Origin of the sequence: Nonomuraea deserti (assembly GCF_004348685.1) — a bacterium.
GTDB lineage: Bacteria > Actinomycetota > Actinomycetes > Streptosporangiales > Streptosporangiaceae > Nonomuraea > Nonomuraea deserti.
Genome location: NZ_SMKO01000009.1, coordinates 84,353 through 98,187 on the forward strand (window position 1 = coordinate 84,353; position 13,835 = coordinate 98,187).

General features: G+C 72.3%; 13 protein-coding genes. 2 read left to right on the plus strand and 11 right to left on the minus strand.

Annotated elements, in window-relative coordinates:
• Genes E1292_RS06115 through E1292_RS06145 form a run of 7 tightly spaced genes read right to left on the minus strand, consistent with a single transcriptional unit; the run spans window position 1 to window position 8,013 of the window.
• The gene (locus E1292_RS06115; protein WP_181958192.1) at window positions 1–987 is read right to left on the minus strand and encodes a P1 family peptidase; all 987 of its coding nucleotides are present in this window, start codon (window positions 985–987) and stop codon (window positions 1–3) included.
• Window positions 984–1,748, minus strand: coding sequence for an ABC transporter ATP-binding protein (locus E1292_RS06120; protein WP_132592865.1), 765 nt, complete (start codon window positions 1,746–1,748; stop codon window positions 984–986). The genes E1292_RS06115 and E1292_RS06120 overlap by 4 nt, the downstream gene beginning before the upstream one ends.
• Entirely contained in the window at window positions 1,745–2,671 is a 927-nt protein-coding gene (locus tag E1292_RS06125; protein WP_132592867.1) for an ABC transporter ATP-binding protein, read from the minus strand. The genes E1292_RS06120 and E1292_RS06125 overlap by 4 nt, the downstream gene beginning before the upstream one ends.
• Window positions 2,668–3,486, minus strand: coding sequence for an ABC transporter permease (locus tag E1292_RS06130; protein ID WP_132592869.1), 819 nt, complete (start codon window positions 3,484–3,486; stop codon window positions 2,668–2,670). Before E1292_RS06130 ends, E1292_RS06125 begins: the two co-directional genes overlap by 4 nt.
• Window positions 3,483–4,451 carry an ABC transporter permease gene (locus E1292_RS06135; RefSeq protein WP_132592871.1) on the minus strand — a complete coding sequence of 323 codons (969 nt, stop codon included), beginning with the start codon at window positions 4,449–4,451 and terminating at the stop codon, window positions 3,483–3,485. Before E1292_RS06135 ends, E1292_RS06130 begins: the two co-directional genes overlap by 4 nt.
• A gap of 2 nt (window positions 4,452–4,453) precedes the next feature.
• Entirely contained in the window at window positions 4,454–6,076 is a 1,623-nt protein-coding gene (locus E1292_RS06140; RefSeq protein WP_132592873.1) for an ABC transporter substrate-binding protein, read from the minus strand.
• Window positions 6,077–6,090: 14 nt separating this feature from the next.
• Window positions 6,091–8,013 carry a primary-amine oxidase gene (locus E1292_RS06145; RefSeq protein ID WP_246089960.1) on the minus strand — a complete coding sequence of 641 codons (1,923 nt, stop codon included), beginning with the start codon at window positions 8,011–8,013 and terminating at the stop codon, window positions 6,091–6,093.
• Window positions 8,014–8,146: 133 nt separating this feature from the next.
• Here E1292_RS06145 and E1292_RS06150 point away from each other — a divergent pair, with 133 nt between their 5' ends.
• Complete coding sequence (locus E1292_RS06150) at window positions 8,147–9,121, plus strand: LacI family DNA-binding transcriptional regulator (RefSeq protein WP_220446682.1); 975 nt, start codon at window positions 8,147–8,149, stop codon at window positions 9,119–9,121.
• A gap of 35 nt (window positions 9,122–9,156) precedes the next feature.
• Here the strand turns inward: E1292_RS06150 and E1292_RS06155 are convergent, their stop codons facing one another.
• Window positions 9,157–9,828: a lytic polysaccharide monooxygenase auxiliary activity family 9 protein gene (locus E1292_RS06155; RefSeq protein ID WP_132592877.1), complete on the minus strand. Its 672-nt coding sequence runs from the start codon at window positions 9,826–9,828 to the stop codon at window positions 9,157–9,159.
• A 301-nt stretch (window positions 9,829–10,129) separates the two neighbouring features.
• Between E1292_RS06155 and E1292_RS06160 the strand changes: the two genes are divergently transcribed.
• On the plus strand, window positions 10,130–10,741 hold the full coding sequence (locus E1292_RS06160) for a Uma2 family endonuclease (protein ID WP_132592879.1): 612 nt from the start codon (window positions 10,130–10,132) through the stop codon (window positions 10,739–10,741).
• Window positions 10,742–10,804: 63 nt separating this feature from the next.
• On the opposite strand, the gene E1292_RS06165 is transcribed toward E1292_RS06160, so the two are convergent.
• From E1292_RS06165 to E1292_RS06175, 3 genes are read right to left on the minus strand one after another with little or no spacing between them, the layout of a single operon-like run.
• Complete coding sequence (locus E1292_RS06165; protein WP_132592881.1) at window positions 10,805–11,515, minus strand: response regulator; 711 nt, start codon at window positions 11,513–11,515, stop codon at window positions 10,805–10,807.
• The gene (locus E1292_RS06170) at window positions 11,485–12,603 is read right to left on the minus strand and encodes a hypothetical protein (RefSeq protein ID WP_132592883.1); all 1,119 of its coding nucleotides are present in this window, start codon (window positions 12,601–12,603) and stop codon (window positions 11,485–11,487) included. Before E1292_RS06170 ends, E1292_RS06165 begins: the two co-directional genes overlap by 31 nt.
• Complete coding sequence (locus E1292_RS06175) at window positions 12,600–13,754, minus strand: sensor histidine kinase (protein WP_165974407.1); 1,155 nt, start codon at window positions 13,752–13,754, stop codon at window positions 12,600–12,602. The genes E1292_RS06170 and E1292_RS06175 overlap by 4 nt, the downstream gene beginning before the upstream one ends.
• Window positions 13,755–13,835 lie beyond the last annotated feature (81 nt).

A 13,835-nucleotide genomic window follows, 5' to 3' on the forward strand; every position in this document is an offset into this window, starting at 1 on the left:
CTATTCCACCGCGCTCAGGATCGCGTCCCACGCGACCTCGGACGCCAGCGTCCCGAGGCCCGTCGGTTTGACGCCCGCAAGATCCACCTCGTCGGTGGTCAACGCGAACAGCACGTCGCCGTCCGTCAGGGTGTGGAACGGCTGGATGCCGCGGTGCATGGAGCTGTGCACCTGCCTGCCCACCTGGAGCAGCTCGACGTCCGACAGCCGCACGTTCGTCACCATCACGGTCAGCGTGGTGTTGCCCATGACGGACGGCGCGGGCTCGCCGATCGTCTCGGCGTAGTCGACGCGCGGGTGGCGCCGGACGCCCTCGCCGGCGTGGTAGTTACCGCGCACGATCCCGCCGTCCCGGTCCACCACCGCGCCCACGGCGTTGACCACGGTCGCGACCAGCACCTTGGCCTCGCCGAACACGCCGAAAGCCGCCCCCTGCCCGGCGAACTCGGCCCGGCCGAACTCGACCTTGCCCGCGCTGGCCGTGCGGCCCGCGCCGCACCGGCCCACCGGGAACCGGCCCTCCCGCGCCTGGCGCAGCGCGGCCCGGCCCAGCTCGGCGTCCGGGTAGACGGCGCTGTCGCGGCAGGAGAAGTCGTAGATGACCGCGCCGGACACGAGCTGCAGGTCGTCCCACCTGGTCCGGTTGTCCCTGCGGGCGAGCAGTTCGTCGCTCACCCCCGCCGCCGCGGCCAGCCCGTAGACCGAGCCGCCCGCCAGGCAGATGGCGTGGTTGAAGTCGTAGCCGCCGCTCATCCCGACCGCGCCGCCGCGGGCGTCCACCGCCGTGCGCGCCCCCGCCGGAACGTGGATCACGGTGCAGCCGGTGGGGCCCTCGCCGTACTCGGCGGTGCCGACGTGCACGCCGGGCAGGTCGAACGTCACGGATGCGCGCCCGGGGCTGGGCTGCGGGGTCAGCGGCAGGTCCGCGTTGCGCGGCACCCCCGCGGCGAACGCGGACGGCTGGGCGAGCCGTGGCTCGTCGGTCACAGTGCCTCCAGGAGTCGCTGGGAGTATTCGTGGGCGGGCGCGGTGTAGAAGGTGGCGGTGTCGGCCGTCTCCACGACCTCGCCCGAGCGCATCACCGCGATCCGGTCGGCGACGTAGCGGACCGCACCGAGGTCGTGGGAGATGAACAGCGCGCTGAAGCCGTACTCCGCCTGGAGATCCTTGACCAGGTTGAGGATCTGCACCTGCACGGACACGTCCAGCGCGCTGACCGCCTCGTCGAAGACGATGAAGTCGGGCCTGGTGACCAGCGCGCGGGCGATGGAGACGCGCTGCCGCTGGCCGCCGGAGAGCTCGTGCGGGTAACGGGCGGCGAACGACTCCTCGAGGCCGACGTGGCCGAGCATCTCCGTGACCAGGTCTCCCACGGGACGGCCGAGCACCGCCAGGGGCTCGGCGACGCTCTGGCCGACGCGCATCCTCGGGTTGAGCGACCAGTGCGGGTGCTGGAGCACGGCCTGCATCCGGCCCGCCAGCTCGCGCCGCCGCCTGGGGAAGGGACGGCCGTCGAACCTGACGGCGCCGCTCGTCGGCCGGTGCAGGCCGAGCGCCACCCGGCTGGTGGTCGTCTTGCCCGAGCCGGACTCCCCCACCAGGCCGAGGGTCTCCCCCTTGGCCACCGACAGGGAGACGTGCCTCATGGCGTCCAGCCGGATGCGCCGCAGCGGCGGCCCGGCCGTGAAGGTGACCGTGACGTCGTCGAGTTCGAGGATCGCCTCAGCCCCTGGCGTGTCGCCGGTCATGCCGTCACCTCGCCGGCCCGGTGGCACAGGACCTCCTGGTCGCGCACCCTGACCGGGTCAGGGCGCTCGTGGTGGCAGCGGTCGGCGGCGAGCGCGCAGCGCGGGGCGAACGCGCAGCCCGGCGACGGCCCGGTGAGCACGGGCGGCCGTCCCGGCACGGGCTCCAGGCGGGCGCCGTGGGCCGCCGCCGCGGGCGCCGACCCGGCCAGCGCCGCCGTGTACGGGTGGGCGGGCTTGCCGAGCACCTCGCGGGCCGGGCCGTGCTCGACGACGCGGCCGCCGTACATGACCGCCACCCGGTCGCAGCGGCGGGCGACGGCGGGCAGGTCGTGGCTGAGCCACAGCAGGCTCGTCCCCGCGTCGGCGGCCAGCGCGAACACCACGTTCAGCACCTCCTCGCGCACCTGGCTGTCCAGCGCGGCGGTCGGCTCGTCGGCGACGAGCAGCTCGGGCGAGGTGGCCATGGCCATCGCGACCGCCACCCGCTGCGCCATTCCACCCGACAGCTGGTGCGGGTACGCGCGCGCCACGCGCGGGTCGTCGAGCCTGACCCGCTCCAGATGGACGTTCACGTCGGCGCCGCGTCCGAGGACGAGCCGGAGCTGGGCGCCGACGCGCATCGTCGGGTCGAGCGAGCCGATCGGGTCCTGGAAGACGAATCCGAGGTGTCGCCTGCGCAGCCGGCGCACCCCCGCCGGGGGCAGGTCGAACACCGGCTCCCCCGCGACCAGCACCTCCCCGCCGCCGCGCCGGGCCGGGCGCGGCAGCAGCCGCCCGACGGCGGAGCCGAGCGTGGACTTGCCCGAGCCGCTCTCGCCCACGAGCCCGACCTTCTCCCCGTGCGCGACCTCCAGGTCGGCCCCGTCGAGCGCACGGGTCCCCGCGTAGTCGATCACCAGGTTCCGTACTGAGAGCAGGCTCATGTCAGGGACCTCGTCTCCCGGGGTTCGAGCTGGTCGCGCAGCCCGTCGCCCACCACGTTGATCGCCAGGATCGCCACCACCAGCACCACCCCGGGGCCGAGGATGAGCCAGGGCGCGGCGATCATGTAGGTGCCGCCCCGCTGGATGAGCACGCCGAGCGAGGCCTGCGGCGGCTGCACGCCGAAGCCGAGGAAGCTCAGCCCGCCCTCGACCGCGATGCCGACGGACAGCGCGTACGTGCCCTGCACGGCGATCGTGCCGGCCACGTTCGGCAGCACGTGGCGGCCGAGCACGCGCGGCAGCCGCGCGCCGCTGATGACCGCGGAGGTGACGTAGTCGCGCTGCGACACGGCCACGGCGGCGGCCCGCACCAGCCGGGTCATGAGCGGGATCGTCGCCAGCACGATGCTGGCCAGCGCCGCCACCTGGCCGGGGCCGAGCACGGCGGCGACGAGGATGGCGAGCACGATGGCGGGGAAGGAATAGAGCACCTCCACCAGGCGCATCACCAGCTCGTTCAGGTAGCCGCCACGGTATCCGGCGATGATGCCGAACGTCGCGCTGACCGCCGCCGTCACCAGCACGGCGATCGACGACAGCAGCAGCGTCGTGCCCACGCCCTCCATGACGCGCGGCAGCATCGAGCGGCCCAGGTTGTCGGTGCCCAGCCACCAGCCGGGCCCCGGCGGCCGGAGGCGCGGACCGACGATCGCGTCCGGGTCTCCCCCTGCCCCGGCGAGCGAGCCCAGCGCGAACACCACCAGGACGAGCAGGCAGGCCAGCCCGCCGAGGGACAGCCGGTCCAGCCTCTTCATGAGCGCCTCCCCGCCGTGACGCCGAGCCGGGGATCGAGCACCCCGACCAGCAGGTCGATGACCACGTTCATGACGATGAACACGCCGGCCGCCAGCAGCACGCCGGCCTGCACGACCGCGTAGTCGCGGCGGCCGACGGCCTGCACGATGTACGAGCCGACGCCCGGCAGGTTGAACACGTGCTCCACGATCAGCGCACCGCCCAGCAGGTACGCGGTGATCGTGCCGAGGAGCGTGACCACCGGGGCCGCGGCGTTGCGCAGAATGTGGTGCCTGACGATGAACCACGGCGACTCGCCGCGCCCGACGGCGGCCGTGACGTACGGCTCGACCAGCACGCCCATGACGGCGTCTCGCGTGGTCCTTGCCGTGACGGAGACGGCGAACACCGACAGGACGGCGGCCGGCAGCACCATCGTGGCCAGGTTGCGGGCGGGGTCCTGGGTGAGCGGCACCCACGCGCCGACCTCCAGGCCGAGCGCGTACCGGGAGAAGACGAAGACCACCAGGCTGCCCAGCACGAACTCCGGGACGCTGACGCCGAGCCCGCTGAGCAGCCGCCCGGCGGCCCCGCCGCCGCCCGGCCGCGCGCGTACGGCGGTGAGCACGCCGAGGGGCACCCCGGCGAGCACGCTGACGGCCACGGCCAGCAGGGACAGCTCGGCGGTCACCGGCAGGCGGGCCAGCAGCTCCGCGCCGACCGGCTGGCGGCTGATCATGGAGATGCCGAAGTCGCCGCCCGCGACGGTGCCAAGCCAGTGGCCGTACTGCATGAACACCGGCTGGTCCAGCCCGTAGCGGGTGGCCAGCTCCGCCTTCTGCTCGGCGGTGGCGAACGGGCCCAGCACGGTCTCCGCGAAGCCGCCGGGCATCAGGCGCACGGCCGCGAAGATCAGCACGGAGACGCCCAGGAGCGTGGCGGCCGAGCTGAGCGCCCGGCCGGACCACCACATCAGCAGCCGCATCGTTACTGGGACTTCTTCACGCGGGCGTCGGCGACCAGGCGCAGCACGTTGCCGTAGCCCTCGGTGGAGTAGAGGCTGGGGCTGAGCGCGTCGGTCCTGAAGGCGACCGTGGCGGGGCGGGTGACCAGCGGGATCATCTGCGCGTCCGCGTCGGCCTTGGCGCACACGGCGGCCAGCGCCTTCTCGCGTGCGGCGCCGGCGGGCTCCTTGCCGGCGGCGTCGATGAGCGCGTTCAGCTCCTTGTCGGGCGTCATGAAGCCGACGTTGAAGCCTGCCTCCTCCGGGTTCCACCACTTGGTGACCATGCCGGGGTCGGCGTATCCGGCGAACCACGACAGGGCGGCGTCGAACTCGGCGGGCGCCTTGCCGTACACCTTGCCGGACCAGCCGGCCTCGTCCATCTGCTCGATCTTGACGGTGATGCCGGCCTGCTGGAGGTTCTGCTGGATCACCTGGGCGACCGCGGGGGCCGGCTGGGTGGAGTAGATGCTGAGCGTGAACGTGAGGTTCTGGGCGCCCGCCTCGGCCAGCAGCCTCTTGGCGTCGTCGATGCCCTTCGAGGCCGACGGCAGGGCGGCGGGGTCGCAGGCGCCCGGCAGGCCTGCCGGGGTGACGGCGCTCGGCTCGCCCTTGCCGCCGAGCGCGATGTCGGCGATCTGCCGCTGGTCGAGCGCGATGGCGATCGCCTGACGCACCTTCGGGTCGGCGAACTTCGAGGCTGGTGCTTTCGTGTTGAGCATCAGGTAGTAGAAGTCCGTCGTGGCCTGCGTGACGACCTTCACGTCACCGGCGCCCGCCAGCATGCCGGCCGAGTCGACGTTGCCCAGCGTGGCCAGGGCGGCGCTGCCGTTCTGCAGGGCCGCGACGCGCGCGGCCTCCTCGGGGGCGATGGTGATGTTGAGGGTGTCGGCCGCGGGCTTGCCCTTCGCCCAGTACTTCTCGTTGCGCTTGAACGTCCACGACACGTCCTGGCGGTGGTCCTTCACCACGTACGGCCCGGTGCCGAGCAGCGTGGTCGCCGGATCGACCGACTTGTCGTTGATCTCCTTCATCGGCAGGACCGCGGCGGGCACGTTGGCCAGGGCCGCCAGGAACGGCGTGTACGGCTCCTTCAGCGTGACCTTCACCGTGTGGTCGCCGTCCTTGGTGACCGACTTGACCGCGCCCAGCTGGCCGCGCCACACCGACTTGGACGCGAGCAGCCGTTCGAAGCTCCCCACCACGTCGTCGGCCGTCATCTTCCTGCCGTTGCTGAACGACACGTCCTCGCGCAGGTGGAAGACGTACTCGGTGGGCGAGGGCGTCTCCCACTTCTCGGCCAGCAGCGGCTGGACGCTGAAGTCGGGACCCACGGTGACCAGGGTCTCGTAGGCCAGCGAGAGCAGCTGCCAGGTGGTGGCGACGTCGGCGAGCTGCGGGTCGTAGCCGGTGGCCGCGCCACTGTCGATGTGGACCTGCAGGTTCAGCGTGCCGCCCGAGGGCAGCGCGTCGTCGGCCACGGCGAGGTAGCCGGGCTCGACCTCCGCCTGCGGGCCGGTGGAGGGCTGGGTGGTCGTTCCGGTGGCGGCGCAGGCCGTGGCCAGCAGGGCGGCCGCGACACCGCAGGCCAGGCGTATGGGACGCATGGGCCTCTACTCCTCTAGTGGCAGGAACGTTCGGCGGCGCTCGGCGGGACGTCGAGCGTGGGGTTCCGGTCGAAGAACCCGACCGGCTTGAGTACGAACCCGCACGTGTCGACCGGCATGATCGGCCAGTCCTCCACGCGGGGGAAATGCGTCAGGCCGAACGTGTGCCACAGCACGATGTCCTGCCCGTCGATGTCGCGGTCGGCCCTGGTGTAGGCGGGCAGTCCCGCGCCGCCGGGATGCTGGTTGACCAGGTCCCCGGCGGGATAGCGCTCCGCTGGGTGGTAGCGGGTGACCCACAGGTGCCGCGTGGCGAACTCCGCGCGGCGGCGGATCGAGGAGCCCTCGGCGGCGAGCAGCGTGGGCTTGCCCTCGGGGTGCAGGGCGTACCCGACCGGGCGGCCCAGGCGGTTGCGCACCGAGGGGTTGACGACGTGCCAGGTGCGCTCGGCGGCCAGGTCGGCGTCGCGCCGGGCCGCGCTTTCCGTGCGCAGGCGGGTGACGGCCCTGCCGATGGCGTTGCCGTACGGGTTGCCGGGGCCCATCGGCCGGCGGGCCACCTCGACCTCCTCCACCGCGTTGGCCACGCCGTCCACCGTCATGTCCAGCCGGGCGCTGAACAGGTGCTGGTGGTAGGGGGCCGCCAGCCCGGGCGCGACCTCCGACGCGTACGGGGCGGCCCGGTCGTCGTAGGCGGCGGTGAAGACGATGCCGGTGGCCTTCACCTCGAGCTCGATGGTGCCGTCGAGGTAGAGGTACCAGTAGAAGCCGTAGTCGTAGTTGCCCACGGTGACGAAGAACGAGATGACCAGGCGGCGCTGCCTGCGGGTCTCCCTGGATCCGTTGGCGGGGTCGGTGTGCTTCCACAGCACGCCGTAGTCCTCCTCGTGCATGCAGATGGCATTCGTGATCACCTTGGGCACGCAGGCGCCGTCCGTGACGACGGCGTCGAAGTACGTGATCTCGCCGAGGCAGTCGCAGCCGAGCTCCAGCGAGTTGGCCAGCTTGCCGAGCTGGTATTCGCCGGTGTCGAAGTAGTTCTGCCAGAACCGGACCGGGCTCGGGTCGCCGTACGGCACCAGCATCTCGGCCACCGAGGCCCGGTAGACGACGGGCCTGGTGCGGCCGCCGTCCTCGAAGCCGATCTGGTGCAGGGTGAGGCCCTCGCGCATGTCGTAGCCGAGCCGCAGGCTCCACTTCTCCCAGGTGACGAGCGGGCCGTCCACGGTGAAGCTGGGGCCCTCCGGCTGGGTGATGCGGATCGGCTTCTGCGTGGTGCGGTGCGGCCCCCGGGTGTAGTCGCCGGGTTCGGCGGGGACGGGCTGCGGGCCGGTGTCGACGATCTCCACGACCTCGCCCTTGACCAGGTCGACGTACGCGACCAGGCCGTCCATCGGGTGCGCCCACGGCAGGCTCTGCGGTGTGGGCATCACGTGCGCCAGCACCCGCGCCACCCGGCGGCCCTCCTCCGCCGGCAGGCCGTAGTGGCCCGCGCTGAGCGCGGCCAGGTAGACGCCCGCCGGGTCGGTGATCCCGCGGCGCGCGAGCGCCTCGGCCCAGCCGGCGTCCTCCCCGAGCACCCGCCTGACCAGCGCGTGCTCCTCGTCCAGCATCGGCACCTGGCCGCTTTCGACCGGGTCGATCGGCGTGCGCGACTCGACCCGCGCGCCCGTCTCTCCGGCGCCGAGCGCCACGATCACGTCGGCGGACGCCTCGGTGGCGAGGTCGATGAGGAGCACCCGGGCGCGGCGGCCGGAGGGCGTGCTCTCCCCGCCGGCCAGCACCTCGTCCTTCGAGGGCTCCTCCAGCCCGAGGTAGGCCACGCGCACCGACTCGGTCAGCAGGCCCTCCTCGAGCAGGACCCGCCTGACCTCGTCGATCTCCTGCGCGGAGAGGGGATCGAGAGGATGGGGACGCTTCCCGGTGGTCAGGTGCAACGCTCCGCCCCTTTCTGATGCCGGAACGTTCCGGCAAAGGTTTCGCGCCAACCTAATGCGGAGGGCGGGAACTAGACAAGACCCGGAGCCCAGGTGAAACGCATCGTTCACCGGGCGGGCTACGATGCGGGGCGTGCAGACAGACGAGCCGGTCACCATCCTCACCGTCGCCAAGGAGGCGGGGGTGTCCAAGACCACGGCCTCCGACGCGCTGCGCGGCTCCGGGCGGGTGTCCGAGGCGACGCGCGCGGCGGTCGCCCAGGTCGCCGAGCGGCTGGGCTACGTGCCCAACGGCTCGGCCCGCCACCTGCGCAGGGCCAGCACCGGCACCATCGGCCTGCACGTGCCCGAGGTGCTCACCCGCTCGTCCTACTACATGTCCTTCGTGTTCGGCGTGGTCGAACAGGCCGCGCGGCACGACTACGACGTCACGCTGATCACCTCGGGCCAGCGGCGCCCACGCCCGCCGCGGGTCGACGGGCTGGTGCTCGGCGACCCGCTCGGCGGCGACCCGGTGGTGGAGAGCCTGATGGCGACGGGCCTGCCGACGGTCTCCTGCGAGCGGTTCCCCGGCGACCGGCAGGCCGACGGCGTGGTGTGGTCCGAGCACGCCGGGATGCTCGCCCGGCTGCTGGGCCACCTGCGGTCGGCGGGGGCGGCACGGCCCGCGCTCATCGTGGCCGGCGACGAGAGCGACTGGGCGGCCAGCCTGCACCGCGGCTATCTCGGCTGGTGCGCGGAGCAGGGGGTGGCGCCGCTCGTCCGGCGGGTGTCCTTCGACGCGACGGGCGACGAGGTCCGCGCCGCCGCCCGCGACCTGCTCCGTTCGGAGCCGCTCGACGCCCTGGTGTGCGCGCCCGCGGGCGCGGCCACCGAGGTGGCGCCCCTGCTGCGCGAGGCCGGCGGCGACGTGCTGCTCGCCTCATGCGTCGACGGCGCCGCCACCCGGCTCGCCGATCCGCCGATCACCGCGATCGACCTGCGGCCGCGCGAGGCCGGGGCGAGCTGCGCCGAGCTGCTGTTCGAGCTGCTGGCGGGGGCCGCGCAGGCGGGCACCGAACGGGTGCATCCGATAGAGCTGGCCGTACGCGCCTCGACCAGCCGGTGACGCGCCGGGCGCGGGCGCCCGGCGCGCGTGGCGGCTCAGCCGAAGGTGACGTCGCTGCAGAAGTAGTACGTCTGGTCCATGTGCGAGGCCTTCCAGATCGTGTAGATCACGTGGCGGCCGGTGCGCGAGCCCTTGCTGATGCCGTTGATCATGTACGTCTCGCCGGGCGCGTAACGCGGGGTCTCCCGGACGAGCTCCAGATGGTTCCAGCCCAACGGCGTGGTGGTGGCGTTGTACCCCTGGCGGGTGATGTAGACCCTGATGTAGTCGGCGCCGTGGCGGGCCTGGTCGTTCAGCCGGATGTCGAACGTGCCGCCGAGGTTGGCCATGGTCCACGGCCCCGGGGTGTCCATCGAGCGGTAGCGGCCGTCCTGCGTCCGGCCGGCGCTGCAGAGCTGGCCGTTGGGGATCGCGGCCTGGTGGTTGCCGCCGACGTTGTCGCGGTAGAGCCCGTTCCAGTTCCACATGGCGTTCGTGTTGTCCTGCCAGGCCTGCCAGCACATCGGGTCCTGCTGCTGCATGGCGGGGTTCTGGAAGTCGCTGCCCCAGCGCAGCCAGCAGCCGTAGTTGCGCGACGCCGGGTCGACGACCGAGCCGTGCGCCGAGGCCGTACCGGTCATGGGGCCGTACAGTGCGATGGCGCAGATCGTCACCACGGACAGCAGCAGCGCCATGGCGCGCCGCAGGTGGGGTCGGACTCGGGGCATGGCGGTCTCCGTGTTCCGGTCGGGGGGTCCGGTGGTTGGGAGCGCTCCCGCCGGGACGGTATCTGACCGGGGAAGGTCATACAAATAACGGGAGATGTCAGCTTCGCGCTTTTTCCGAGGGCTTGCCGGGGTGAGCTGTGGAAAGGGCTTTCCTAGCAGCTCAGGCCCGGGATGAAAGTTTCAGTACCGCGGGAGAAGACAGGCCACTCACAGAGTGGTTTTTCGTGACCGTGAGTAATGGGAATCGGGGAAGTAGCATGTGGACGAGGGCGAGACTCCCGATACTGAGTGGGTGACCGCAATGGCGACGATCGAACCGAAGAGCGAATCGGCCGCGGACGAGCCGACGACTGGGCGCACGGTTCTCCCCGGTGCGCCGCCGTTCACTGCCGATGACCTGCTCAAGTTTCCCGACGACGGGAACCGTTACGAGCTCTGCAATGGGAGCCTACTGGTGAGCCCTGCCCCCACAAAGCTGCACCAACTCGTCCTTTATCAACTGCAGCGCATCCTCGACGAAGCCGCGCCACCAGAGCTGGTGCTTTTGTCGGCCGTCAATCTGAGGGTCAGTGACCAGGACCTCTACATCCCCGACTTCGTAGTCGCGACCGAGGAGTCGTTGCACACCGACGAGCTCATGTTCTCTCCCGACGAGCTTCTGCTGGCAGTGGAGGTGGGCAGTCCGAGCACCAGCATGCGCGACGAGGGTCTCAAGACCCTCGCCTATGCGAAGGCGGGCATCCCCGGTTACTGGCGCATCGAGCTCGCAGAAGAGCCGACGCTCTACGCCTACGAACTCACCGGCGACAAGTACGATCCGCCGGCCGCCTACAAGGCGGGCAGCGTCGCGCACCTGACGACGCCGTTCCCGGTCGGCTTCGATCCCGCCGAGCTCATCCGCGGGCGGCGCTGAGGCGCTTGACCTGGTCCTCGGCCCTGCCGGCCCCCTCCTGCCAGGAGGACCGAGGCCAGGCGCTCACCCCCGATCGGGCGGCGTGCGAGCCGCCAGCGACGTGTAGACGGTCACCTCGTCGGGCTGGAGCAGCCCGTCCTGGATGGCGCAGATGAGCAGCTTCTCCTTGGTGGGCGCGGGCCGGCCGGCCGCCGCGTACTTGACCCTGGCCCGGTCGATGTACTGCCGCACGGTCCGTTCCTTGATCCCCATCCGCGCCGCCACCGAGGCCTTCGACATCGACTGGAACCAGAACAGCAGCGCCGCCCGCTCCTTGTCGGACAACTGCGGCCGGTGCGGCCCCTCGTCCGTGGCGATGGCCTGAGCCATCGGCGGTGTCATGCTCGGCCGGTCGGCGGCCACCTCCAGGATCGTCTCCAGACACGAGTCACGGGTCGCCCGCCCCTTGCCGATGAAGGCCGAGGCGCCGGCGTCGAGCACCGCGCGCACCGTCTCGGGCTCCTCGTGCTCGGAGAAGACGATGACCCGCTGCCCGCCCGCGCACAACTCGGCGACCCGGTCGATGACCATGGTGCCGTTGAGGTTGAGGTCGAGCAGCAGCACGTCGGCGGGCGTGCCGCGGACCGACTCGATGGTGGGTCCCTGCGCGACCAGCTCCACCTGGCTGTGCGTCCCGAACCACGAGCGCACGCCGTCCACCACGACCTGGTGGTCCTCCACCAGCGCCACCGTCACGGGCCCTGTCACGGGCCCTGCCAGATGCTGTTGACCCATACCTCCCCTCCCTGCCGCTGGTAGGTGACGACGACCCCGCTGGGCTCCCGCACCGGATCGGGGCTGACCGGCAGGTCGTCGTTGTCGGCGACGACCGCCACGCTCACCATGGCCGACATCGCGGACACGGTCACCCTGGCCCTCGTCCTGGCCCCGTCCAGGGCCGCGACGGGTGCTCTGAGGAGGTCCTCGCGCACGCCGTCAGGCAGCGCGGGCAGGCGCTCGCCGAACGGCGGCGCCGTCACCAGGACCTGCCGCCGCTCGGCCGCGTCGATGTGCTCGCGCAGCGCGGACACCAGCTCGTCCGGCACCTCCTCGCGCTCCGTGATGAGCCGCCGCAGCCGCATGGCGCCGGCCGTGCAGTCGCCGCGCACCCGGGAATCGCCGGGGTCGGCGCCGTCGGCGAGCTGCTTGAGCATCGACTCCGCCACCTCGCGGATCGCTTCGTAGCGGCGGAGCCGGTCGGCGTGGATGCGCTGGGCGGACTCGCGCCAGGCGTCGTCGGCGGCCAGCCGGCGGGCCAGCAGCGCGGCGTCCTCGGCGCGCACGCGCAGGGTGTGGCAGCCCACCATGTAGCCGAGTTGGAGCGTGACGCTGCCGACGATGACCATCAGGTATTTGGCGAGGGAGACGCGGTCGACGGTGCCCGTGGCAATCATCGCCACCAGCATGATGCCGGCGTTGGCCGACAGGAACGCGATGGCCTCGGCCCGCCAGCGCGGCCGGTTCCACAGCAGCATGACGCCGAGCCAGCCCACCGACCCCCATCCCCAGTCGATGGGGCCGATCAGGTCCTGCGGCCGGCAGGACACGATCACCGCGACGTCCAGGACGAGCACGGCGACGGCCAGCTCGCGGGCCTTGGCCGGGCCGGCGAACGTGCGTAACAACGACAGCGCGGCGACGGCGCCGATCGCGGTGTAGGCGACCCAGGCCGCGGCCGCGAGCAGGGGCCAGCGGAAGGACTCCCAGCCGGTGACGGTGACGGTGAGGTCGTAGCCCGTGTGCCAGACCGTGGCGATCACGACGGCGCCGATCGCGGTGTAGAGCGTGTAGCGGTGCGCCACCTCCTCGATGTCGCCGGTCATGGCCGCCACCACAGGCTCACCCGGGTGCCGCCGGTCCCCGAGCGGATGTCGGCGCCGGCGTTCGGCAGGGAGCGCATCGTGCCGAGGATCGAGCCGCGCACGCCGAACCGGTCGGGCGGCACCCGTTCGACGTCGAAGCCGGCGCCCGCGTCGGCGACCTCCACCCTGATCTCGCCGTCACGGCTGCTGGAGACCAGCTCGGCCTCGCGCACGCCGGCGTGCCGGGCGATGTTCGCCAGCGCCTCGTTGACGGCGCGGGCGAACCGCTCGGCCACATCTCCCGGCACCGTCTCCGGCGTCAGGCTCCTGCGTACCTCCAGGCTCGTGGCCCGGCCGGCCACCTCGTCGAGCAGGGCGTCGAGGGCGATGGCCGCGGTGCCCGCGTGCGGCCTGTCGCGCAGCCGTTCCAGCGCCGCCAGGTCGGTCACGGCCTGGCGGCGCAGCGTCTCCGACGGCCGGTCGTAGGTGCCCAGGCCGACCATGGTCAGCGTGTGCAGCGACGTCTCGTGGACGCTGCCGACCTGGCGCAGCTCGTCCTCGCGGCGCAGCCGCTCGACCATGAGCGTGACCTCGGCGCGCGCGCTGCCGCGCAGGAAGGCGTCGGCCGAGGCGGCGGAGCGGCGCAGCAGCGTCATCAGCAGCGCGATGGCCAGGATCTGCATGAGGTGGATCGCCAGCGTGCTCACGACGTCCTGATGCGGCGCCGCGAACCGGGCCCCCACCAGGTACGCCGCCGCCACGGCCAGCCCGGCGGGCACCGCGATCGCAGGCCGCCAGGCGACGCCGGCGACGACCACGCTCATGGTGACCAGCCCGGAGATCCAGCTGGCGTTAGCGGCGAGCGCGTCCACCGCCACGAGGTGGCGCTGCGCGAGGCAGAACATGACGGTGACGGCCACATCACCGGCCGCCAGCCAGGACGGCAGCGGGTTCCTGCGCCAGGCCACCCGCAGGAAGAGAACGGTCCAGAGCAGGTGGATCGCCAGCGCGGGCGCCAGCCACGCCACCGAGACGGGCGGCACGGCGCCGAGGACAGCCGCGACGACCGCCACCAGGCCGATCACGGCCCGGGAACCGGCCCCGATGCGCGCGGCGGCCTGCTCCAGTTGCCTGGCCGCCGAGTCGTACCTCGTGGAACCGCGGTGAGACATGCGCCGCCCGCTCGCAGTGAGAGCACAAGACGAGTCTCAGATTAACGCACGCCTCAGGGGTGGGCGGGAAGATCGCACCAG